This is a genomic window from Paenibacillus sp. FSL L8-0470, assembly GCF_038008625.1.
Lineage (GTDB): Bacteria > Bacillota > Bacilli > Paenibacillales > Paenibacillaceae > Paenibacillus_AQ.
Genome location: NZ_JBBOZM010000001.1, coordinates 5,947,895 through 5,972,089 on the forward strand (window position 1 = coordinate 5,947,895; position 24,195 = coordinate 5,972,089).

Annotated in this window: 18 protein-coding genes and 1 tRNA gene; 1 reads left to right on the top strand and 18 read right to left on the bottom strand. The window is 50.0% G+C overall.

The genetic code is table 11. The annotated features are described in order from the left end of the window. Position 1 precedes the first annotated feature (1 nt). From lon to NST99_RS27185, 10 genes are all read right to left on the bottom strand, one after another. Positions 2-2,365, bottom strand: coding sequence for an endopeptidase La (gene lon, locus NST99_RS27140; protein WP_340896817.1), 2,364 nt, complete (start codon positions 2,363-2,365; stop codon positions 2-4). 896 nt (positions 2,366-3,261) lie between these two features. Next, entirely contained in the window at positions 3,262-4,077 is an 816-nt protein-coding gene (locus NST99_RS27145) for an acyltransferase (RefSeq protein WP_341095834.1), read from the bottom strand. A gap of 514 nt (positions 4,078-4,591) precedes the next feature. After that, on the bottom strand, positions 4,592-5,014 hold the full coding sequence (locus NST99_RS27150; protein ID WP_341095836.1) for a VanZ family protein: 423 nt from the start codon (positions 5,012-5,014) through the stop codon (positions 4,592-4,594). A gap of 58 nt (positions 5,015-5,072) precedes the next feature. After that, the gene (gene lonB, locus NST99_RS27155; protein WP_341095837.1) at positions 5,073-6,785 is read right to left on the bottom strand and encodes an ATP-dependent protease LonB; all 1,713 of its coding nucleotides are present in this window, start codon (positions 6,783-6,785) and stop codon (positions 5,073-5,075) included. 1,082 nt (positions 6,786-7,867) lie between these two features. Beyond that, the gene (locus NST99_RS27160) at positions 7,868-8,539 is read right to left on the bottom strand and encodes a type IV toxin-antitoxin system AbiEi family antitoxin domain-containing protein (protein WP_341095839.1); all 672 of its coding nucleotides are present in this window, start codon (positions 8,537-8,539) and stop codon (positions 7,868-7,870) included. A 482-nt stretch (positions 8,540-9,021) separates the two neighbouring features. After that, complete coding sequence (gene ispG, locus NST99_RS27165; RefSeq protein WP_038600570.1) at positions 9,022-10,161, bottom strand: flavodoxin-dependent (E)-4-hydroxy-3-methylbut-2-enyl-diphosphate synthase; 1,140 nt, start codon at positions 10,159-10,161, stop codon at positions 9,022-9,024. A 101-nt stretch (positions 10,162-10,262) separates the two neighbouring features. After that, entirely contained in the window at positions 10,263-11,519 is a 1,257-nt protein-coding gene (gene clpX / locus NST99_RS27170; RefSeq protein ID WP_038595826.1) for an ATP-dependent protease ATP-binding subunit ClpX, read from the bottom strand. Positions 11,520-11,531: 12 nt separating this feature from the next. Beyond that, positions 11,532-12,122 carry an ATP-dependent Clp endopeptidase proteolytic subunit ClpP gene (gene clpP / locus NST99_RS27175; protein WP_038595829.1) on the bottom strand — a complete coding sequence of 197 codons (591 nt, stop codon included), beginning with the start codon at positions 12,120-12,122 and terminating at the stop codon, positions 11,532-11,534. Between the two features lie 289 nt (positions 12,123-12,411). Further along, positions 12,412-13,740, bottom strand: a complete 1,329-nt coding sequence (gene tig, locus NST99_RS27180) for a trigger factor (RefSeq protein WP_341095840.1) — start codon at positions 13,738-13,740, stop codon at positions 12,412-12,414. 97 nt (positions 13,741-13,837) lie between these two features. Further along, the gene (locus NST99_RS27185) at positions 13,838-14,683 is read right to left on the bottom strand and encodes a hypothetical protein (RefSeq protein WP_341097771.1); all 846 of its coding nucleotides are present in this window, start codon (positions 14,681-14,683) and stop codon (positions 13,838-13,840) included. A gap of 221 nt (positions 14,684-14,904) precedes the next feature. On the opposite strand from NST99_RS27185, the gene NST99_RS27190 reads away from it, so the two are divergent. After that, positions 14,905-14,978: transfer RNA gene (locus NST99_RS27190), tRNA-Arg, on the top strand. Positions 14,979-15,846: 868 nt separating this feature from the next. On the opposite strand, the gene NST99_RS27195 is transcribed toward NST99_RS27190, so the two are convergent. The 8 genes from NST99_RS27195 to NST99_RS27230 form a co-directional block, all read right to left on the bottom strand. Beyond that, complete coding sequence (locus NST99_RS27195) at positions 15,847-17,034, bottom strand: anhydro-N-acetylmuramic acid kinase (protein WP_341095843.1); 1,188 nt, start codon at positions 17,032-17,034, stop codon at positions 15,847-15,849. Beyond that, positions 17,031-18,944, bottom strand: a complete 1,914-nt coding sequence (gene nagZ, locus NST99_RS27200) for a beta-N-acetylhexosaminidase (protein WP_341095845.1) — start codon at positions 18,942-18,944, stop codon at positions 17,031-17,033. Before nagZ ends, NST99_RS27195 begins: the two co-directional genes overlap by 4 nt. A 34-nt stretch (positions 18,945-18,978) precedes the next feature. Continuing rightward, on the bottom strand, positions 18,979-20,151 hold the full coding sequence (locus NST99_RS27205) for an exo-beta-N-acetylmuramidase NamZ family protein (protein ID WP_341095846.1): 1,173 nt from the start codon (positions 20,149-20,151) through the stop codon (positions 18,979-18,981). Next, positions 20,148-20,279, bottom strand: coding sequence for a hypothetical protein (locus tag NST99_RS27210; protein WP_341095848.1), 132 nt, complete (start codon positions 20,277-20,279; stop codon positions 20,148-20,150). Before NST99_RS27210 ends, NST99_RS27205 begins: the two co-directional genes overlap by 4 nt. Before the next feature lie 191 nt (positions 20,280-20,470). Continuing rightward, a complete protein-coding gene (locus tag NST99_RS27215; protein WP_341095849.1) occupies positions 20,471-21,172 on the bottom strand; it encodes a hypothetical protein in 702 nt (233 codons plus the stop codon). 45 nt (positions 21,173-21,217) lie between these two features. Then, positions 21,218-22,324 (bottom strand): ABC transporter ATP-binding protein, encoded by a 1,107-nt coding sequence (locus NST99_RS27220; RefSeq protein WP_038595838.1) that lies wholly within the window; start codon positions 22,322-22,324, stop codon positions 21,218-21,220. Between the two features lie 54 nt (positions 22,325-22,378). Then, positions 22,379-23,212 (bottom strand): carbohydrate ABC transporter permease, encoded by an 834-nt coding sequence (locus tag NST99_RS27225; RefSeq protein ID WP_341095851.1) that lies wholly within the window; start codon positions 23,210-23,212, stop codon positions 22,379-22,381. A 21-nt stretch (positions 23,213-23,233) separates the two neighbouring features. Then, complete coding sequence (locus NST99_RS27230; RefSeq protein WP_038595844.1) at positions 23,234-24,145, bottom strand: carbohydrate ABC transporter permease; 912 nt, start codon at positions 24,143-24,145, stop codon at positions 23,234-23,236. Positions 24,146-24,195 lie beyond the last annotated feature (50 nt).

A 24,195-nucleotide genomic window follows, 5' to 3' on the forward strand; every position in this document is an offset into this window, starting at 1 on the left:
TCTAATGCACACTACTCGGCGCTTCACTGCTAATTTCTGTATGATGTTCAACAAGCGCATGCTGCAGCACCTGATCCATATGGGATACAGGCACAAACTCCACATCGTTGCGTACGCTCTCCGGGATATCCTTGAGGTCGCGCTCATTGTCCTTCGGAAGAAGGATTTTTTTGTAACCGGCACGGTGGGCAGCCAGCGATTTCTCCTTGAGCCCGCCAATCGGCAGGACACGCCCGCGCAGCGTAATCTCACCCGTCATTGCCACGTCTTTAGATACATATCGTTTGGTCAGTGCGGAGATCAACGCAGTAGCAATGGTGATCCCTGCAGAGGGGCCATCCTTCGGTATTGCACCTTCAGGGATGTGAATGTGAATATCATTTTTCTCATGAAAATCCGGTGCCAGTCCCAGCTCCTCCGCCTTTGAACGGGTATAGCTGAAAGCAGCCTGTGCCGACTCCTTCATCACATCACCCAACTGTCCCGTAAGCGTCAGCTTGCCAGTGCCCTGAACAACCGTCACTTCGATCAGCAGCGTGTCGCCGCCAACCTCGGTCCATGCCAGCCCGGTTACAGTGCCAATCTGATCCTCCAACTCGGCCATACCGTAACGGTACTTCGATACACCGAGATAGTCCTTGACCTCACCCGGCAGGATACTGACTTGTTTCTTCTCATCGGATACAATCTGCTTTGCTGCTTTGCGACATAGTGCCGCGATCTGCTGCTCCAGATTACGCACCCCGGATTCCCGGGTGTATTCGCGGACGATCTTCAGCAGGGTGTCGTCTTCAATGGACAGCTGCTCATCCTCCAAGCCATGGTTCTTACGCTGCTTCGGCAGCAAATAACGGCTGGCAATTTGCAGTTTCTCCAGTTCTGTGTAACCGGGAATGAAGAGCATCTCCATCCGGTCAAGCAGTGGACGTGGAATATTATGCACAGCATTCGCAGTTGTCACGAACATAACATTCGACAGGTCGAACGGCAACTCGACGAAGTGATCGCTGAATGTATTGTTTTGCTCCGGATCAAGCACCTCCAGCAGTGCCGCCGAAGGGTCACCGCGGAAGTCCGCCGCCATCTTGTCGATTTCGTCGAGGAGAAAGACCGGGTTAACACTGCCCGCTGTCTTCATCCCCTGAATGATCCGGCCCGGCATTGCACCGACATAGGTGCGGCGGTGGCCGCGAATCTCAGCTTCATCCCGCACGCCGCCCAGAGAAATGCGCACGAACTTGCGGTTCAGTGAACGGGCAATCGAACGAGCTAACGAAGTTTTGCCGACACCCGGAGGTCCTACCAGACAGAGAATCGGGCCCTTCAGCTTCTTGACCAGCTTTTGGACGGCCAGATATTCCAGCACCCGTTCCTTCGGCTTCTCCAGACCGTAATGATCCGCATCCAGCACCTGCTCCGCCTTCAGAATATCCAAATCATCCTCTGTCGACTCGCTCCAAGGCAGACTCAGCAGCCAATCTACATAGTTGCGGATGACGCTGCCTTCCGCCGAGCTAGCCGGCATTTTTTCCAAGCGGTCGATTTCCTTCTCGATCTTCTCCTGCACACGTTCCGGCAGATTCTTTTCTTCCATCAGGCTGCGCAGCTCATCCGCTTCACCGGCCCGGCCTTCTTTTTCACCGAGCTCCTTCTGGATCGCTTTCATCTGTTCACGCAGATAATATTCCTTCTGGGTTTTCTCCATCTGTTTCTTCACACGCTGGTTGATTTTGCGCTCAAGTTCAAGCACTTCACGCTCATTGTTAAGGATATCGAGTAGCTTCTCCAGGCGTTTGCTGACATCAATGGTCTCCAGAATCTCCTGCTTATCCTTAATCTTCAGTGCCAAATGGCTCGTGATAACATCGGCGAGTCTTCCTGGCTCTTCAATATCAGAGACAGCAGCAAGCGTTTCTGGAGTGACTTTTTTGGACAAAGTGATGTAGTGTTCGAATTGGCTCAGTACGGTGCGCATTAGAGCGTCACTCTCCTGATCTACATCCTCCTGCTCTGGCAGCTCGCGCGCCATCACCTCGTAAAACTCCTCATTATCCATATAATGAATAATTTCGGCCCGCTCCACACCTTCCACCAGCACACGAATCGTACCGTTAGGAAGCTTCAGCATTTGCCGCACGTTCGCAACGGTACCAACCCGAAAAATATCTTCTTGTCCCGGCTCCTCAATATTCACTTCCGACTGTGAACAGAGGAGAATCAGGTTATCTTCAACCATAGCTTTTTCCAGCGCCCGAACGGACTTCTCGCGGCCCACATCCAAATGAAGAACCATACTGGGGTACACAAGAAGACCTCTAAGGGGCAATAAAGGAAAACGACGACCTTTTGTTTTGTTTGGTATCATCGCTTTCGCACCTCCCATGGTTCTCAAGTAGTGTCATATGCATTCATTCTAACAAAAGCGGCATCAAAACACCAACAGGCTGCCAGGCCATACATACGCTCCTTATCTGTAAATGATAATTGAAGGTTGGTGTGGGGTTTATGCAGATTAATCGAGACCGTTATGATTAACAACCATATTGATATCTGAATGACGGAGTTTTTAGTATTTGCGGGTCCCTTGTGGAGTATACACGTGGGAAATATGACAGAGCCAGGGGGAGACAAGGGTATATAAAGTTCGTTAACTCTAGCGAAGGGCTAATATCACTAGCCACAATAGAAATTCGCAAAAAAAGCGGAAGCTTTTTCAATTGTTGTCAGCAGCATTCCTCACTCTGAACACTCTATAACTATTGATACATCAGCATTTAACGGCACTTATAAAGGGCGGATAAACATTACTGAGCAATAAGCTCGTCCTTGAATTCTTCCCGAAGGAAAAACCTATAATCGAACGTATGGCACGAACTTATGTTCAACTCCTCATCATATATTTTTAAAGTAGGCTAGCTACGAATGGATATTCTCAGCCTTGTTGATGATTACCTCCAATTTAATATTTATAAAACAAAAGAAGCACCCAATATGAGCGCTTCTTCCAAAACTCCTCAATTATCTTCTCTTCTTCGATGAATTCTTTCATTTTCCGATTCACCCAGGTCGAAATCTCGATCCCCTTCTTGCAAGCAACCGATAGAACTCATTATAATACCCCCCCAGTGATTATCAGTACACTCTGATAATCATTCGTGAAAAGTATGCTCCTACTTCTTAGTATCTGGAAATATATTACTTCAGTTCCACAGCGTAAATGCCAACAACAAGCAGTGGATAGTTCCGATCCAACGCAAATTATTAAATTCGTTCCACTAACCAATTGATTTCTCTTTTTATTATCTGAGCAGGATTTCCAGCTAGTACAACATTTTCTTCAATGAACTTCTTATTTAATAAAGAGCTGGAACCCACTACACAGTTGTTAGGTATTGATACTCCTTTTAAACCGACCACTCTAGTTCCTACCCACACATGGTCTCCAATAATAATATTTTCAGATTTGTTCAGCCTTGTTTGATCTAGAGTAGTGATGGAATGGCTATCGCCTGTAGAAAAGTAAATATCACTGGAAAATAAGCAATTTTTTCCTATTTTTATTGACGTACCTTCTATAGCGGATAAATTTGTGAGACCAGTAATTGATGTGCCTTCTCCGATTACAATTTCGTTATTATCGTCTTCAATGTGTAATTCAGTCTTATTTAATAATACATTTCCGTCAATTTGAATAGTGTTATTACTGCCGCTGATATAGATGATGCAATTTGTTAGTTTTGAAAAATCTTTAATAATGATTTTATTATTTCGACCTTTAATTTTAAATTTTGTTTTACTTATTAAGACAGCTCCAATAAATGTATTATTTTTATTAGAAACCATTATTCTATTTCTACCGATTACATTATTATATAACCATGTCAACAAATAAATACATTTTGGATTACTTTTAATATACCGTTTAATAATCTGCTTCATTACCATACCCCTCATTGTATGCGAATTAATAACAAGTTCCATTTTATCACAGATGGTTAATAATTTAATATCCTCATACCCAAAAGGTGTCTCAGAAATGTATTCATGAGTTCTTGCATAGCCGCTTACGCTCAACATTCCCCATGCACTATAAAAAACAATATCCAGAATAAAAACCGTTTCTTCTCTGGGTCGTTCACGAAGCTCTTGAATGACGCTGCCAAGACGTCTAAATCTCTCTTATCGGGTGTACGATGGTTTCTGTTTTGCCCTAAGCTTCGTTTCGCGCTAGAAACACTTGGATGCCCCCTTCCTTTCGCTACATCAAAGCCAATTACCAGTTCCTCCTTATCACGAACTCACCGGTACTGCGATGGTTCCAAACCCATAGCTTCGCTTATAACGCGGGGAGCCATTGTCTCTACAGCTCCAACATGAGCATTGGAGGCAGTGGGAGAACAGTTATTGTGACGGGGGCGCGCCCCCCCCAAAAAAAAGGCCTACGTTCTCCCGGCTACCGCCATCTTAAAACACCTAAAAAATAGGCCACCCAGAAGTTACTGGCTGACCTAATAATTTGAAGAAATGATTGTTCTAAGCAGCCCCTTCTTGGCTCTTAGGACAGCCCCGCTCTTTTGTAGCATTGTAACATCTAATTCGCATTGCTTAAATTGCGATCAAACTTAATTCTGTTCACTATCTGCACAACCATCACCCCTAACAAAACACCGGCAGAATCAATAGCTACGTCATACAATCTGCCGTCACGTCCAAAGTATAATTGGAGCAGCTCTGTCAGCAGGGCAAAAGCAATGGATACAAGAATGCTCAGGACGGTGCTCTTACTGCGTCTATAGAACAGGACTGCCAGCACAGCAAATCCTGAGAAATGTCCTATCTTTCTGATGATATACCCGGAGGTATACTTCAAATCCAGCGTCGTCAGTTCGTGGAAATCGGCTGAACCCAGCCAACGGAAAGATGGAACGGTGCCATTCACCCAAAAGCTGGAGTCAGAAGCACAAGTGAATACAAGCAACAGAATGGCCCATGCGATAAGCACAACAGTTTTCATTACAATACCCACTTTCAAATTACAGTGTTTATAGTATCGCAGATTTGTAATCAAAAATCTAATTTTGCATATCCCCTGCAGCGTCAGCCTTAAAGAGCGAAGGTGACGCAGAGAACGTTTCGCCGGAGACTGCAGGCAGCCTTACATCCGCGGTCTCTGCCCCAAATAGGTGACGGAATACCTCTTCCACCGTCTCCACCGGAATGACCCGCAGGGGGGCGAGGTCGGCGAATAAGGATTGCCAGTTTTCTTTCGGAATCAGCACAGTAGTTGCTCCAGCCTGAAAAGCTGCCTCTACCTTGGCGATTACGCCGCCGACTGGCTTAACACGTCCGTGAATCCCGATCTCTCCGGTGATGGCAACAGTGTTGTCAACCGGCAGACGGCGGATTGCAGAGACGATGGCAACAGCCATTGCTACTCCAGCGGATGGACCGTCAATCGGCGTACCACCGGGAAAGTTTACATGCAGATCGTAACGGTCCGGCTCCAAATTCATCGTGCGCAGGACCGTCAGCACGTTCTCTACAGATCCTTTGGCCATACTCTTGCGACGGATCGTGCGCGATCCCCCGCCAATCTCTTCTTCATCGACCACACCGGTAACGTTTAGCCGTCCCTGACCGCTGGCAGGTGCAGCCGAAACTTCAATCTCCAGCAAAGTACCCATACCAGGTCCATACACCGCCAGGCCGTTGACCAGCCCTATCTGAGGCGATGATGGAATCTTACGTTCCGTCCGCAGCGGCAACTGACTGCTGCCAGCCACCCATTCCACATCTGCTGCTGTTAGAGTGTCACGTTGTTCGGTCAAAGCCTGCCCTGCGGCGAGTTGGATCATATTGACGGCTTCCCGGCCATTAGTGGCATATTGCTGCACCACAGTCACGGCTTCCGGGCTCGGCTTCAGACCAATTTTCTGAATCGCATCACGCCCGATCACGGCGATCTCATCAGGCAGCAAAGGACGGAAATAGATTTCCATGCAGCGTGAACGCAGCGCTGGTGAAATTTCATCAGGAGAACGCGTGGTTGCTCCGACGAGACGGAAATCGGCTGGCAGACCATTTTGAAAAATATCATGGATATACGCAGGTGTGTTGCTGTCCTCGGAATTGTAATAGGCGCTTTCCAGCAGCACTTTGCGGTCTTCAAGAACTTTTAGCAGCTTGTTCATCTGAATGGGGTGAAGCTCACCGATTTCATCCAGAAAAAGAATCCCGCCATGCGCCTTGGTCACAGCACCCGGCTTCGGCTGGGGCACGCCTGCCACTCCCATTGCACCGGCCCCTTGGTAGATCGGATCATGCACTGAGCCAATTAGCGGATCGGCAATTCCCCGTTCATCAAAACGGGCTGTTGTCGCATCAATTTCTGTAAATTTGGCATCACTTTTAAAGGGGGACAGCACATTCTTTTTCGCTTCCTCCATGACAACACGGGCAGCAGCAGTCTTGCCGACTCCCGGAGGTCCGTAAATGATGACATGCTGCGGATTGGCGCTGCACAGCGCCGCCTTCAGGGCGCGCAGCCCATCCTTTTGCCCGACGATATCGCCAATGGAGGCCGGACGCGTCTTTTCCGAGAGCGGTTTGGTTAAAGAAATCATCCGCATCTTCCGCAGCTTATCCAGCTCCTTGCGCGACTCACGATCCACCGCCGTCTTATTGGTCTTTTGTCCCCGCAGCAAATTCCAAAAATAAACGCCGATAACCAGCGCGAAAAAGAGCTGCACGATCATCAGCAATATGCTCAATGAGCTTAATTCCATAGGTCATCCTCCCATTTCATTCAGTCTACCTGGTCTATACCGTTGGCTACTACTAGGTAGTATAGCCGTTTCGTTCATTCGTAAACGCAGTGGGGACAGTATTTATGAAAGATTAACTAAATTTTGGATAATAATTCAGGACTTTGACCGAAGGCCAGATTGACGGGATGGTTATCTGAATTTTTATAGCTGAATGTTACAGGATGAATACGGGGGTAATGTAGGAAAGGGGATGGGCGGACAAGATCGGCAAGGAGTTGGGCAATCGTAATGAGGGTCAGGCGCGGGTCGCCTTCGTGCTAATGCTGCACGTAGGGGCAGGAGAGACCGGATGATATGTCGTTGTTGAGGGTGATAGAGCGTAGTTTCTGACATCTATTTAGTTCTAGCTACGAGCGCTAGACCGTTGATAAGGATGTCTTGCGTTGCTATTGCGGGATGATATGATGTCTTGGTGTAGCTGCGGCCACTAGTCGTTGATATGCACCACTAAACGTAGCTGTAGCTGTGGGCGAAAGTGCGTTGATGCGGACGTCTTGGCGTTGCTGCGGCCACTAGTCGTTGATGTGCACCACTAAACATAGCTGTAACTGGGCGATAGTACGTTGATGCGACGTCTTGGTGTAGCTGCTTGCCACTAGTCGTTGATACGCACCACTAAACGGAGCTGTAACGATAAGCCGATAGTACGTTGATGCGACTTCCTCGCGTAGCTGCGGTCACCAGCCATTGATATGCCCTTCTAAATGTTGCTGCTGCGGGCCATACATTGAGCAGCCTCACAAAAAATTTTGAACAGACTTTTCCCCAAAGGGAAATACTCCCTCTATTTCAAGATATTTAATCTATATAGCTAAAATAGAGGGATATCCTCCCTATATTTTTAAAGATTATTGTAAAATCAGCTTCTCCATTAAAAGTTAGCGGGCAAATTCCCCGCAACTTGTAAGCACGAGCATATCACAGCAAATTTATAGGTACATTTCCCGCTATCCCGTGAATTTAACTGTTCTTCGCTTACTAAAATCCTCCCATCCTATTTCTCATGTTCGATACACCACTTAGTCGCTGCACTCACTCTACTATTCCCAGTAACTAAGAACATTGCGCGCCAGCTCATACCTTACCTTTCGGACACCATCGCCACGTTTTGCAGGCGTCAGCCAACCTTTTTCACTTAACTTATATAACATGTGCTGGGCTGTTTTAGGATCGAGTGAGAAACATTCAGCTACATCCTGCGGTCGTACGGCTCCGGCCTGACGGATTACAAAACGGATAATTTCTCTCTCAACCAGCAGTAACTTCTCCACTGGAACAGCTGGTGCTATATATCTGCTCAACACCATGCGCAGTAAGGTAACACATAATTCAGGACGCTGCTCCACATCATCGTAGGCAAAGGAGATGACTTGGTAACCCATTGCACACAGAAACGTTTCGCGGTTCAACTCATTGCTATATTTCTGTCTGTCCATATCCTTTACATGTGCAGCATAACCTTTGATCTCCAACAGGAGTTTAATCGTTCCCGGCAAAAATGCAAAATCAGCAAAATAGGAACGGCCGCGCCAGTCCATGACTTCATATTCCGGATGAAGATCGCAGAAGTCACCACGCAGCGGCCACCATACATTTTGCAGAAATAATGCTTCGGCATGCCGGTGCCCCCTCTCCAGCCTCCCCCTTCGCTCTCCGCTCCTAGAATCTAGATGATGCTGAATAAACTCTTCAATATTCGGCTTGTGATACATATCCGCTAATCCCCCTTTGGTTATATAAAATAAAAAACGCCCCATTTCACCGCCGGATCACCCGTGGTGCAATGGGACGTTCTACGTCACCTTGCTTCATACTATAAAAAAATTAGGAACAACTATCTATACTTAGAGGGAAATACGCCCGCTATTATATCCAGAATGCTTGTTTCTCGAGCAATAAAGGGAATACTACCCTTTAATTATTTCTAAATCTCCGATTCGTCCTAAGATGATTGTATTAAAGGGAGGAATTCCCTCTATACTCTTCATTCTCCTGAATAATAACAAATTATCGGGAGTATTTCCCCTTAGTTAATTTCAATTAGTGCAATTGTAGTATAGCCAAACTTCAGAGCAACGAGTTTCAATCAGCAGCTGGATGAAGCATGGATAAAAAAGGAAGCTTGTTCAACTGGTCAAACAGTTGCAATTTCCTTCAATTGCTATCGGCTTAGAATTTTTTAGAATAAGTTCTACTATTCTTCCGGATTACCCACGCCTATTGCAGGAGCCAGTCCGGCATGCTTGCGGCCGGGGATTTCACCCGTTGCTTCAAAGTGGGCGACGATGATGTCGATTTCCTTCTTCAGTTCGGAGACAAGCTCTGCCTCAGGAACCTTGCGGATCATTTTGCCGTAACGGAACAGCAGTCCCTCACCACGGGCACCGGCGATGCCGATATCGGCTTCACGGGCTTCTCCGGGGCCGTTAACGGCGCAGCCCAACACCGATACTTTGATCGGCACCTTCAGCTTGGAAATATACTCCTCTACTTCGTTCGCGATGGAGAAGAGGTCAATGTCCAGGCGTCCGCAGGTCGGACACGAGATCAAGGTGGCAGCATTGGAGATCAGACCAAAAGTCTTGAGCAGTTCACGCGCTACCTTCACTTCCTCAACTGGATCGGCACTGAGCGAGATCCGCACGGTGCTGCCGATGCCCATAGAGAGCAGTGCCCCGATACCTGCCGAGCTCTTCACGGTTCCTGCGAACAACGTGCCCGATTCTGTAATGCCCAGATGCAGCGGATAAGGAATGACTTCTGCTGCCTTGCGGTAAGCCTCGATAGCCATAGGTACATCCGAAGCCTTCAGGGAAACGATAATGTCATGGAAATCGAGTTCCTCGAGAATTCCAATATGATAAAGTGCGCTCTCGACCATGGCTTCCGGAGTAGGGTAGCCGTATTTCTCGAGCAAGTGGTTTTCCAGTGAACCGGCATTTACGCCGATGCGGATCGGAATTCCTTTTTCTTTGCAGGCTTTGACTACAGCTTCCACCTTGTCGCGGCGGCCGATGTTGCCGGGATTGATCCGGACCTTGTCGATACCGTTCTCAATAGCCAGCAATGCCAGCTTATAGTTGAAATGAATATCCGCTACAAGCGGAATATGAATCTGCTTCTTGATTTCCTTGATCGCAGCAGCCGCTTCTTCATTGTTGACAGTTACGCGCACGAGCTGGCAGCCCGCTTCCTCCAGCCGCAGGATTTCAGCGACCGTAGCTTCCACATCAGCGGTTTTGGTCGTACACATGCTTTGAATAGCAACCTCATTGTTTCCCCCGATAATAACTCCGCCAACATTGACAGGACGGGTCTGGTGTCTCAAGAACATGGTTTTCTCCCCCATAACGATCAAAGCTCCACCCCCACCGCTCCCGCTTTGTGAAGCGGGATAGCGGCAAAAAGGTGGAGTCTGTGAATTGTATTGTTTAATTAGGCGCTTTCTTCCTTCTTCTTGTCTTTCTTGATGCCCAGCTCAGGCAACGCCTTCTCTTGAACGACCTGCTCCGTAATCACGCAGTCCTTGATGTCATCGCGCGAAGGAACCTCATACATCACATCAAGCATAATACTCTCTATGATTGCACGCAGACCACGGGCACCCGTGTTACGTTTGATGGCTTCCTTAGCGATGGCTTCAAGCGCCAGCGGTTCAAATTTCAGCGCGACATTGTCCATTTCCAGCAGCTTGATATACTGCTTGGTGAGCGCGTTTTTCGGCTCGGACAGAATGCGTACCAGCGTATTCTCATCAAGCGGCTCTAGTGTGGAGATTACCGGCAGACGGCCGACAAACTCAGGAATGAGACCGAATTTGAGCAGGTCTTCAGGCAATACCATGGACAGGTATTCGCCTGTCTTCAGGTCCTTCTGACCTTCAACAGCAGCGTTGAAGCCGATGACTTTTTTGCCGATACGGCGTTTGATCATTTGCTCCAGACCGTCAAAAGCACCGCCCACGATGAACAGGATGTTCGTCGTGTCGATTTGGATAAACTCCTGGTGAGGATGTTTGCGTCCGCCTTGCGGTGGTACGGAAGCTACAGTGCCTTCCAGAATCTTCAGCAGGGCCTGCTGTACACCTTCACCGGAAACGTCGCGTGTGATGGACGGATTCTCGGATTTGCGTGCTACTTTATCAATTTCATCAATATAGATAATACCGCGTTCGGCTTTTTCCACATCATAATCTGCAGCCTGAATCAGCTTCAGCAAAATGTTCTCAACATCCTCACCCACATAGCCCGCTTCCGTAAGAGAAGTGGCATCTGCAATGGCAAACGGAACGTTGATAATCTTCGCCATGGTCTGCGCAAGCAGCGTTTTACCCGAACCTGTTGGACCGAGCAGGAGAATATTGCTCTTCGTCAGTTCAACGTCTTCGATCTTGCTTTGGCTGTTCACACGCTTGTAGTGATTATATACAGCAACGGAGAGCGATTTCTTCGCCTGCTCCTGGCCGATTACGTATTGATCAAGAATATCACGGATTTCCTTTGGTTTCGGGATATCCTTCAGGTCCAGCTCTTCCTCATGGCCGAGCTCTTCCTCCACGATTTCCGTGCATAGCTCGATGCATTCGTCACATATATAAACACCAGGTCCTGCTACAAGCTTACGAACCTGCTCTTGTGATTTGCCGCAAAAGGAACATTTCAATTGCCCTTTTTCATCATTAAATTTAAACATCTTACCACCCCTTTAAGATATGATCGGTGAAGAGAGTACCTGGTCAATAAGCCCATATTCCTTCGCTTCTTCCGCGCTCATGAAGTTATCGCGGTCCGTATCCCGTTCGATTTTTTCAAGGGGCTGACCTGTGCGATCCACATATATTTGATTCAGCTTATGTCTAGTCTTGAGTATCCAATCCGTGTGAATCCAGATATCGGATGCCTGCCCTTGAACGCCGCCAAGCGGCTGATGAATCATGACCTCACTATTGGTCAGCGCGTATCTTTTACCCGGAGCTCCGGCAGTAAGCAACAGCGATCCCATACTAGCTGCCATTCCTACGCAAATCGTAGAAACATCGGGTTTGATGTATTGCATCGTATCATATATACCCATGCCGGCTGTCACAGAACCACCAGGCGAATTGATGTACAGGTGAATGTCTTTTTCGGGGTCATCTGCTGCCAGGAACAACAACTGGGCAATAATCAGATTGGCGACATCATCGTCAATTGCATTGCTCAGGAAGATGATGCGATCCTTCAGCAATCTGGAATAGATATCGTATGACCGTTCTCCCCGACTTGTGGATTCCACAACCATTGGTACCAGACTCATGCCACCAACCTCTTTTCTCTATACAGATTAGTCTTTCCGTTCAGAAATATTTTAACACGTTCAAGGCGGTATGTCATTTTTTCACTGCTGAGGAAATCCGCATTGCTCATGTGCCTGCCATTATAGCGCAATTCCAGACACATTGCCAATCCTCTGTTCGGTTATGTACCTCGAAACGCCAGCACCCGATAAAAATAAGGCACGTAACTAACTTACGTGCCTTATCAACTGTCTATGGAGGCCGTACTACTGCTTGGCCGTTCTAGGTAAAATATAACTCCAGAAAAAATTACTCAGCGCTTGTTTCTTCAGCAGCTTCTTCAGTTGCTTCAACTTCTACGCTGCTGGATACGAGCAGTTCAATGGTCTTGCGCAGCGAAATTTCTTCGTTCAAGCTGCTCAGGGAACCGTTAGCTGCAAGGATGCTGCGGATTTCTTCAGGAGAACGTTTGAAGGATTCAGCCATGGAAGCGAGCTCTTGGGTCACTTCTTCTTCGGAAACTTCAATTTTCTCTTCCTTCGCGATCACTTCAAGCACCAGGTTGTTGCGGACGCGTTTTTCGGCATCGTCTTTCATTTGGCTCTCAAGATCTTCACGGGTTTGGCCGGAGAAGCTGAGGAACATATCCATGTTCATGCCTTGTTGGCGAAGACGGTTGTCGAAATCGCGAACCATGTTTTGAACTTCACTGGTGATCATTGCTTCAGGAATTTCCACTTCAGCATTAGCTGCTGCTTTGTCAACTACTGCAGTTTCACGAACGCCTTTCAGCTCTTCCTGTTTGCGGGATTCAAGCTGTGCTTTCAGATCTGCTTTGTATTCTTCCAGTGTGTCGAATTCACTTACATCTTTGGCGAACTCGTCATCCAGGGCAGGAAGCTGTTTGCGTTTGATTTCATGCAGCTTCACTTTGAATACAGCAGCTTTACCTGCAAGGTTCTCTGCATGGTAAGCCTCAGGGAAAGTAACTTCTACATCCTTGAAATCACCAGTGGACATGCCTACAACCTGCTCTTCAAAACCTGGGATGAAGGAGTTGCTTCCAAGTTCCAGGGAATGACGTTCTGCTTGGCCGCCTTCGAACTGCACGCCATCTACGGAACCGTCAAAGTCGATTACAGTGATATCGCCATTAGCTGCCGCTTCATCTTCAACAACAACCAGTTCAGCATGACGTTCTTGCAGACGTTTCAGTTCGGCATCCAGTTCTTCTTCTGTAACTTCAGCTTTTTGAACCGGAACTTCCAGGCCTTTGTACTCGCCCAGTTTCACTTCAGGTTTAACAGTGATCTTCGCTTTGAAAATAAATGCTTGACCTTTAGCGAATTGCTCGATGTCCACTTCAGGACGGTCTACCGGGAAAATATCGGTTTGCTCAACAGCTTCGCCGTAAACTTCAGGAAGAAGAATGTCGATGGCATCCTGGTACAGGCTTTCTACACCAAAACGGGATTCAAAGATCGGCCGAGGCACTTTACCTTTACGGAAACCAGGTACGTTTGCTTTCTTAACCACTTTATTAAAAGCTTTGTCGAGTGCTGCAGCTACGCGTTCTGCTTCCACTTCGACTTCAAGAACTCCAAGGTTCTTCTCTATTTTTTCCCAAGTTGCCTTCATAATATACTTTTCCCTCCAAAAATAGGTTACATATTTACCTTTAAATAATCACGCAATTCACGCACAGAATAACCATTATATTATATACAACATCGCTTTATTTATCAAGTAGAGAACTCTTTACAAATCCTTTGAGAGAACGATAGGCTCCTTCAAATTGAAAGCGCATGCCTCCCGTTATCCCGTACATCCCGCGTGTTTCTTCCTCCTGCCGCGTTCCGTTCAGGCTTTCTGATACCATTTGATGCAGCGCACCCGCCCAAATATCGAGCAGCGCATCCTCTCCGTCCAACAATTCCCGATATTCGGCCGAACCGTAAATCGACATGATAAATTGTCCCCAAAGCTCTTGGGCAAAATAATAAAGTGTAGGCTCATGAACCTCCGCCTGCTCAGCCACCCGTTCCATCACTTGGCTTACCTGCAGCGGGAAATCCTCATTTTGCAGGGGTACCGTCTCAATCTCCACAATCGACGCTTCCTGTCCGCGCATCAGCTTAATGGTTCCCTGTGCGCCGCGCCTCCGGAGGGTCTGCAGTGTACGGAATTGCAGCAGCGGATGAACGGTTGCCTTTTCCAGCCAGTCTGTCAGCGTCTCGTCGACATGTCCGCCCTCCAGATAAGAAAGCTGCTCCAGTGCCAGGATCGTCGCTTCTGACAGCGGCTCGTTCATGATACGCTTCAATAACTTATCAGGATAATCCGCATCCTCTTCCTGCTTCGATTTAGCCAGTATGCGGGCCATGTCCTCTTCCTTAAGATCCTGCTCTTCACCGGGAGCGGCATCTTTCGCATCTCCGCCCTGGGCAGCGTACGGAAAGGCCGCCTCCAGCCAGCTAAGCAGCGACTGCCATTCCTCGTAGTGCCGCTCTTCCTGACCTTGGCATTGCAGCAAAAAGCGCAGCAGTTCCATCGCTTCCCCATAACGTTCACTCTCCAGCATCACCGTGAGCTGAATCTGATAGTAATCCAGCGTCTTCGGAAACAGCACGACATTCTCTTTGGCAGGGGAATTCGAATGATTAATGAGGGCACCTCCTTTTCTCCGAACCTTAGTCAATTGTAGATTATAGCATATCCCGGCTAGGTTTCAAAAAAACAAGTTGAAAAAGTTGTCTATGTATGATAACATAATTTTTGCTTGCTTTTCGCTCAATCTATTATGTCCCGGTAGCTCAGTTGGATAGAGCATGCGCCTTCTAAGCGCACGGTCGGGGGTTCGAATCCCTTCCGGGACGTCCTTTCAGAAACAGCCTTCCTTCGGGGAGGCTGTTTCTGCGTTCAGGCGAGCGGAGCCCGCTGCAGGCAGGCGCGTCTGAGAATTCAGTGCAGTTCGGAGTTAGAATGTCGGGAACACGATGTCAGCTGGACGTTGGCGCGTCCGGCAACGCAATGCCTTCTGACTGGTCGTTAGGCATCTAGAATTGTGAAGCCCCCGGGGGTTCGTTAGACGTCTGGAACGGCGAGCGATGCCCATTGGGGGACTACCATATCTCTGAATGAAGTCCGTTGGGTGCTGAGCGACCACAAACGAAAATACTAGTGGTTCAGTTCTGTGTCATCTCGGCTACTGCGGACTCAGGGGACGCTATTTAGTCAATTACCAGACATCCGGGGGAGTCGCGGACTCCAGGGACGTTATTTATAAGAAATTCAACCTAAATCGGGGATTTTAGCACAAATAACATCTCCTCAGTCCGGATGCGCCTAAAATCAGCCTGATCTCCAATAATTAGGACTCCTGGGTCCGAAGCGGGTGAGCAATAGCGCCTTTCGTCAGCAGATACAGATTCCGCTTGAATTCTTCCCATTGTCCTCCTTCCTTTAACACCTCAAGCTCCATGCATAAAAGAAACAACCCCGCCTGATAACAAGCGGGGCATTTGCCTATTTACCGACTGCCGTTATCTGCTGGTTAGATCCACCTACCGGCTGCGTTTATCCACTGGTTAAATTCACCTACCGGCTGCTACTGGTTGAATTCACCTATCAGGCGTAAACTACCGGTTGCGTTTCACCCGCTGTCTGCGTACCTGGCGCCTAAGTTTCTCGACTACCTTCGTTTACGCAGCAACAGTTAACTGCGCATGTGAAAATCAAATCCCTCTACGGAAACGCCAGCTTGCCCATCACTGTCGGGCGGGACGCTCCTGTGGCCGAAGGAAGATTATTGGCGACTCCGTGCATGAAATCATTGCCCAGCAAGGCGAAAATAATCGCCTCCTTCGCGTCGTCGCTGAAACCCAGCACGCTTGAGGTTATTACAGCCTGTTCCGGCAGCTGTTGCTGAAGCATAGCCAGCAGTGCAGCATTATGCGCACCGCCGCCGCTGACAATGACCTCGTCAATTTGGCATACTGGGAATACGTACCTCACATAACCTTCAGCTATCGTCCGCGCGGTAAAGGCGGTAGCAGTGGCTACAATATCTGCATCGTTCAAGCCGCGTGCCCGGGCCAGGCTCACAAACTGTTCGGCATAAGCTTTGCCGAAAACTTCCCGGCCTGTAGACTTAGGCGGCTTCAGCGCAAAGTAAGGATGCTGCAGCATTTGATCCACCAGCACTTCGTCTGGTGTTCCCTGCGCAGCCCACGATCCTCCGTCATCATAAGACATTTGTCCGCCGCTCAGCAGATATACAGTCTGATCAATAACCATGTTTCCGGAGCCTGTATCGAAGGCAAACACATCCTCCGGACCCGCTGCGGCAGGAAGTGCTGTACAATTTCCAATTCCTCCAATATTCTGCAGCAGACGCCCTTTCTCCGGATGGCGGAACAGAATCAGGTCTCCATAAGGTGCCAGCGGCGCTCCCTGCCCGCCAACTGCCATGTCACCCGGGCGGAAATCCCCGACCACAAGCCGGCCTGTTTCCTTGGCCAGCACAGACAAGTCGCCAAGCTGGAGCGTGGAACGGACGAGAAGCGGATCATCGGCTCCCGCTTCCGGGATATGCCAAACGGTCTGGCCGTGGGAGCTGATGAGATCAATCTCATCAAGCTCCATTCCGGCACTGCGTACCGCTTCTATGGCCGCCTCGGCAAACCGTTCCGCCAGATATACGTTCATGCCACATACCAGGTCCACCGATGAATGTTCTATCGTGCACAGCTCCTTCAGCCGCTCCCGAAGCCCGTCGTCATAGGGCACAGAGGAATAATGCAGCAGTTCAGCCTTGGCAGCCAATCCGCTTCCTTCTATTGAGACAATCGCTGCGTCAATGCCATCCAGCGAAGTGCCGGACATTAAACCGACTACGACAGACTTTTGTTTAGTCCAGAGCGGGCCAATCATAAGCTAAGGCCCCAGCCCGCCGGATATTTATCCCCGAGCGATACCGGCAGTCGTCCCTGAAACGGAATTTGCCCGAGCAGCGCCTTGACTGCACTTTCCAGCGCAAGCGGTCGCCCTTCATATGCGGCGGCATAAGTCTCTATCTTAGGCATTGCCAGCAGGTCATAAGGATTGCGCAGGGCAACAACCGCAAGCGGCTTGCCAAGCGCCCGCAAGGATTCCACCAAACTGCATTGATCGGGATTAAACTGCGCGTTGTAGGTGCCTACAACGATCTGCTCAATGTCCTCAACCCGCGCTGCCTCCAGCAGGTCCGCAGCATAGCTGGCAATATCACCTGCCGGAACGACACGGTCAATGCAATCCAGTCCATATTTACTCAGCATCGTACCAAGTCCGGCGGTTTCGCCAAAAGCTTCATCCACAAGAGTGGCTACTACGGGCGCTGCCGTAACTGCTAGCGTCTTCTTCCGTTGTAGGGGAAGCACAGAGGAATGATTGCGGACCAGGGTGATGCTGGCTTCACTGATACGGCGCGCCACTTCTACATGCGGCGGAGCTTCCAGCAGGCTGAGACCTGCATATGCTGCGGCAGAGCTGATCACGTGTCCGTATTCAACATCCATCGCAGCGGGATTTAGAGCATGCTCGTCTTCTATCTCCAACAGTTTGGAACCCCCAGCACTTGTACCTTCTGCACTCACAGCACTCGCACCTCCTGCACCCTCAGTACTTGTACCCTCTGCACTGACAGCTCCAGCACCCCCTGCACTTGCGGCCCTTGAACCCGCTGCCGAAGAATCCGCAGCATCGGAATCCGCCGCACCGGCCCTGCCAGCAGGTCCGGCTGCGATCACACCCCGCTTCACCTTCAGAGCAAGCAGCCGCCGCACAGAATCGTCAATGCGGGTTTCGCTGATTCTGCCTTCAGCGACCGCGTGAAGGATAGCCTCACTTGCAGCCAGCTGACGGTCAGCGCGGTGGCTGATCAGAACGATATCAGCCCCGGCTTCAATGGCCAGCACCGAAGCTTCAACGGTGCCGTAGTGCTCGGCGATGGCGTTCATCTCCATGCAATCGGTCATGATAATCCCGCCGAAGCCCAGTTCTTCTCGTAGCAGACCGGTCAGAACTGCCTTCGAGAGTGTAACCGGAAGTTTCTCCTGCTCAAGTGCCGGGAAGTAGATATGCGCCGACATCATGGCATCCACACCTTCGGCAATCGCTCTGCGGAAAGGAACCAGTTCTACGCTGTCCATGCGCGCCCGGTCATGTCTAACGGTTGGCAGATCCAGATGGGAATCCACATCGGTATCGCCGTGGCCCGGAAAATGTTTAGCCGTAGCCGCGACACCTGCATCCTGAAATCCGCGGATCGTCGCTGCGCCATAATCGGCTACCTTCTCCGGCGATTCGCCGAAGGAACGGACGCCGATCACCGGATTCCGCGCATTATTGTTCACGTCCAGCACAGGAGCATAATTCAAATTAATGCCCATGGCGCTCAGTTCCCGCCCGCTGATCAAAGCCGCCTGATAGGCATCCTCTACCGATCCGGCCGCTGCGATAGCCATTCCGCCGGGCATAAGCGCCACGCCTTCAGTAATGCGGGCGACCATACCGCCTTCCTGGTCGATGGAGATCCAGAGAGGAGCCTTGCCGCCTTCCGCTGCAGCCTGCTGCAACTCATCGGTCATTCTGGCTACCTGCTCAGGCGTCTCTACGTTGCGGGCGAAGTAAATAACGCCGCCGATCCCGCCTTTTGCAACAAGCTCTCGAATTCCGTCGTCCGGCACAGCGGTTCCTTCGAAACCGCACATCAGCATTTGCCCGATTTTGTCACTGAGACTCATATCGGCGACCACCATATCAAGGCCGCTCTCTTGTACTGCTGCCTCACGCCAATCCATTGCCACCGCCTGCCTTCCCCAAATCAGATTTTAGCTATTCATACAGAAGATAAGGCTTCCGCAACATCAGCCATCTTTCGCTTTCATCCTGCCATTGTCCAATGATTTCCCGCAGCCCCTCTGCTGTGCCAATGTGCCTGCGCACCACTTCCCCGCCGGTCAATAAATCTATGAAGTATCTCCCGCCTTCTTTCGGCGGAGCAAGCCACTGAAACTGCTCTGGATAGAGTGAACACACCTCATGCAGCATGGTAAGTCCGGTACGTACGGATTCATAAGCCTGCGGCTCAGTCACGAATAATCGCACACCGCCACATAATACTCCTTGATGTTTGGAGAAGGTTGGTGTTGCATACACAGGATGGAAGTGCACACCCGGAAGCTGATGCTTCTTCATCGCTACGGCAAGAAGTGCCCCATCCAGCCATGGTGCGCCAATCCACTCAAACGGGCGTGTGGTTCCCCGCCCTTCTGAGAGATTCGTTCCTTCAAAGAAACAGGTTCCAGCATAAACTCTCACCGTGTCGATCGTCGGCACATTAGGGGAGGGCATCATCCACGGGAGACCCGTGTCCATAAATTCCAGCTGACGATTCCAGCCTTCCAGCGGGATGACATCCAGAACACAGTTAATCCCTCTCTTGTCGTTCGCCATAAGCGCCAATTCCCCGATGGTCATCCCCGTGCGGATCGGCATGGACCAGGCGCCAACCATGGATTCGTAGCCAGCCTCCAAAAGCCCGCCTTCGCTGCCGGTTCCGCCAAGCGGGGCAGGACGGTCGAGTACGAGCAGACCTTTACCGTTTTCCGCGCAGGCCTCCATCACATAAAGTAAGGTAGATACATATGTGTAAAACCGCACGCCCAGATCCTGAATGTCAAAAATAAGCGTATCCACCTCATCCAGCATCTCAGGCGCCGGCTTCTTATGCATCCCGTACAAGCTGTACACCGGAATCCCCAGCCCCGCGTCCAGCTCATCCGTGAACTTCACACCGGCTTGGTGCTGGCCGTATATTCCGTGTTCACATGCAAAAAGTGCCGTAAGTCTAGAAGATTCCAGACTCCGGCACACCTCCACACTGGAGCGGAAGTCCGCCGTTATGCCGGTAGGATTTGTAACCAGCCCGATCCGCTGCCCATCCAGCAGGGGATGGGACAAACCTGCGGTCAGCCGGTCCACCCCGCAGCTCACCTGTAGACTCATAACAATTCACCTCCGGCAATGACACCAGCAGATCTATCCACCCCGCAGCTTACCTGTAGACCCATCAATTCACCTCCGGCAATGACTCCAGCGGATCTATTCACCCCGCAGCTCACCTGTAGACTCATAACAATTCACCTCCGGCAATGATGCCAGCGGAGCTATCCACCCCGCAGCTTACCTGTAGGCTCATAACAATTCACCTCCGGCAATGATGCCAGCGGAGCTATCCACCCCGCAGCTTACCTGTAGGCGCATGACAATCCCCCTTCCGGCATAACAGAGTACTGTGGACAACCGCTGTGCATTTCCCTCCGGTTCATAGCAATCTCCCGCCTGCATAGAGCTCACTCGTCTCAGGCACACCCTCCTGCTCATCATCCTCATCGGGATGAAGTACATTGTAAGCAGCTTTATGCAGATAGACGGCAAGCATGCCGTTGAACAGCGCCATGAAACCTACTACGGTCACAGTCAGCATGATCCCCACAACCAGCGCCTGGAAGAAGGCCCCGATGGTATAAGCCGGATAACGGAGGAACAGCTTGACGCTTTCCCCCATGGCCTTGAAGATGCCCATTCGGCGCTGAATCACCAGTTGCAGGGTGTAGAATTGGGAGACAAGCGCCATAGCGACAAAATAGGTCTGAAAAATGGCAATCGTCCAGCTTACCGCCCCGTCACGGCCTCCATAGAACCACCAGGTTGACCATAAAATCAGCACCAGCAAGGAGCATAGCAGACCGAACGCCACTGCTTGCCCAAAACCCTTGCGCGCACCGTTGAGCATCTCCCGGACACTCAGCTTCTTCCCTTCCGTTCTCCGGTGGTACGCATGGAACACGCCGAAAAACAGCGGCATGTAAAGAAGCGGAATCAGGATAAATGACAACGCTACAGGCGCAAAGATGACCACCGGCACCAGCATAGCCGAACTGGCCAGACTGAGCAGCGCAATCGGCACAATCTCCCGGAATGACTCCACTCCTGTACTCACCAAGACTTGATTCAGTTTCTGCATTGCTTGTCTCCCCTTTCTACCTTGCAACCCTTATAGCCAGCTGTTCTACCAGACAATTCTTTCTTCTGTTGCCGGATCGAAATAACGCGCTTTGCTGAGATCGAATATAAACTGCTTATCGAGATTATTGTAGGCTTTCGTCTCCGGATGAACCTTGGCGGTTACCGTCCGGCTGCCGATTTTAAAATAGACCAAATTCTCGGAACCCAGATGCTCTACTACCTTAATATGCGCCTGCATTTGATGTTCTGTAGAAACTCCCGGTGCGAAGTCATCACCGTAGATATGCTCCGGGCGGATGCCAAGAATAATCTCCCGGTTGTTATAGCCCTGCAGACCGGCTGCCGCATCCTCTGACAGCAGGAATTCCGCACCATCAATAACTACACGCCCCTGTTCAATCCGGGCATCAATAAAGTTCATCGCCGGAGAGCCGATGAATCCGGCTACGAACATATTTTTGGGATTGGCATACAGCTCGGTCGGGGAAGCCACTTGTTGAATAACACCTTTATTCATAACAACAATCCGCTCACCAAGCGTCATTGCTTCTACCTGGTCATGCGTAACATATACAATTGTAGCGCCGAGACGTTTATGAAGCTCGCCCAGCTCCACACGCATCTGAATCCGCAATTTCGCGTCCAGATTGGACAGCGGCTCATCGAACAGGAACACCTGCGGATCACGCACAATCGCCCGGCCGACGGCCACGCGCTGGCGCTGTCCTCCGGACAGCTCGCGCGGCTTGCGCTCCAGCATCTCTTCGAGTCCGAGAATGGTCGCGGCTTCCTGAACTTTTTTCTCAATATAATCCTTCGGTTTCTTCAGGTTCTTCAGTCCAAAGGACAGATTCTCACGGATGCTCATATGCGGATACAGCGCGTAATCCTGGAACACCATCGCAATATCGCGGTCTTTAGGATGAAGGTTGTTTACGATACGCTCGCCGATGATAATATCCCCGCTTGTCTGCTGCTCCAGGCCTGCGATCATCCGCAGCGAGGTGGTTTTGCCGCAGCCTGAAGGTCCGACGAACACAACAAATTCTTTATCATTAATAACAAAATCGGAACCCGCCACCGCCGTAAAGGTCTGCTTGTTCTGATCGTCAAATTGTTTGCGCACATTGCGGAATTCAACTCGTGCCATTGCTCTTCCCCCTCATATCTAACCCTGTGAATTTTGAGAATATCAACAATTAACCTAGCCTTTTACAGCACCGATAGTAATGCCCTGCAGGAAATAGCGCTGCAGCGAGAAGAACAGAATCAGCATCGGCAGCGCACCAACTGTCGCCCCTGCCATAATCGCTCCGAAATCCGTAGACTCTGCGAATACAAAGGAAGCCAGTCCGACCTGGATCGTCCGCATTTCCGTCGAATTCGTAATCAGGAAAGGCCAGAAAAATTCGTTCCAGGAAGCGACGAAGGTGAAAATTGCGAGTACGGCAAGCCCGGGCTTTGCCAGCGGAAGAATAACCTTCCAGAAGATGCCGAACTCGCTGCAGGCATCGATCCGCGCCGCATGAATCAGCGAGGTCGGAAGAGAGGACATGTACTGCTTCATCAAAAAGATATTGCCAACCGTGATCGCCGTCGGCAGAATAATCGCGGTATAGCTGTCACCGAGATTAAACACGTTGACGATCAGAATATAGAGCGGAATCAACGTTACCTGTGCCGGGATCATCATCGTGCTGAGCAGCACCCAGAAAATCGCGTTGCTTCCGGGAAATTTCAATTTAGCAAAAGCATATCCCGCAAGGGAAGCGAAAAACACATTGGTAATGGTAAGGACCGATGAAATCAGCAAAGAGTTGAATAGCCAGCGCCAGGCCGCTGTTTTGGCAAAAAAACGGTCATATGGAGCGAGCGAGAAAGCCTCCGGCAGCATGCTTGGCCGGAAACTGGCGGATGCAGCAGAGTCCTGCACGGAACCGGCAATCATCCAGTAAAGCGGAATAACTGTTACTATACTCCACACTACAAGACAAGCCACCGCCACCCATAGAAAGATGGTCTTTGATCTAGTTTTCATTACAGGTTCGCCCCTTCCATCCTAATACTCGACATCACTCGAGAAATATTTAAACTGAATGACAGAGACCAGGATAATCAGAAACGCCAGCACGAACGACTGCGCCGAAGCCAGGCCAAATTCATAAAACTGGAACGCCGTCTGGTAGATCAGATAAGCAATCGTCGTTGTCGCAAAGTTCGGCCCGCCCTGGGTCATCATGTACACCGAGATAAAGACCTGGAAGGAAGTAATCACTCCCGTTACGAGCAGATATAGAGTGGTCGGTTTCAGCAAAGGCCAGGTAATCCGTGTGAATTTGGTCCAGCCGCTGGCATGATCAATATCAGCCGCTTCATAGAGTGATTTCGGAACTCCGCCCATCGACGCCAGATACAGAATGATTCCCGCTCCGTGCGAGCCGAGCCAGTTCATCAGAATCAGCGAGAAGAGTGCAGTCTTGGACTGTCCAAGCCAGATCACCGGATCAAGGCCAAACCATTCCAGAAACCGGTTCAGAAGCCCGACATTCGTCGGATCAAAAATCGCCAGCCAGACGATGGATATCGTGACACCGGACGCAACTGCCGGCAGATATAATGTAGCCTTGAAAAAGGTCTGCCATTTGGTCTTCATCTGGTAGATTAAATAGGACAGCACAAACGTAATGACAATATTAACCGGTACCGTGCACACCGTAAAAATAACGGTATTCCACATCGATTTCCAGAAGGTTGAATCCTGAAACAGCCTCTCATAGTTGTCGAAGCCGATCCAGGTGGAGTTCATAATGTTGTACTGCTGGAAGCTCATGATCAAGGCAGATACGACCGGATATAGTGTAAACACCAGAAACAGCAGAACGGGTGCCAGGATAAACAGGTACGCCCATCCATATTCACGCCATAGCCTGCCGGCGGAACTGCGCGTCCGCTTTGGCGCGATTGTCGTCATCCCTTTCCTCCTCCTCTTGTAAGAGAGGGCGCCAAATTCAACAAGTGTGC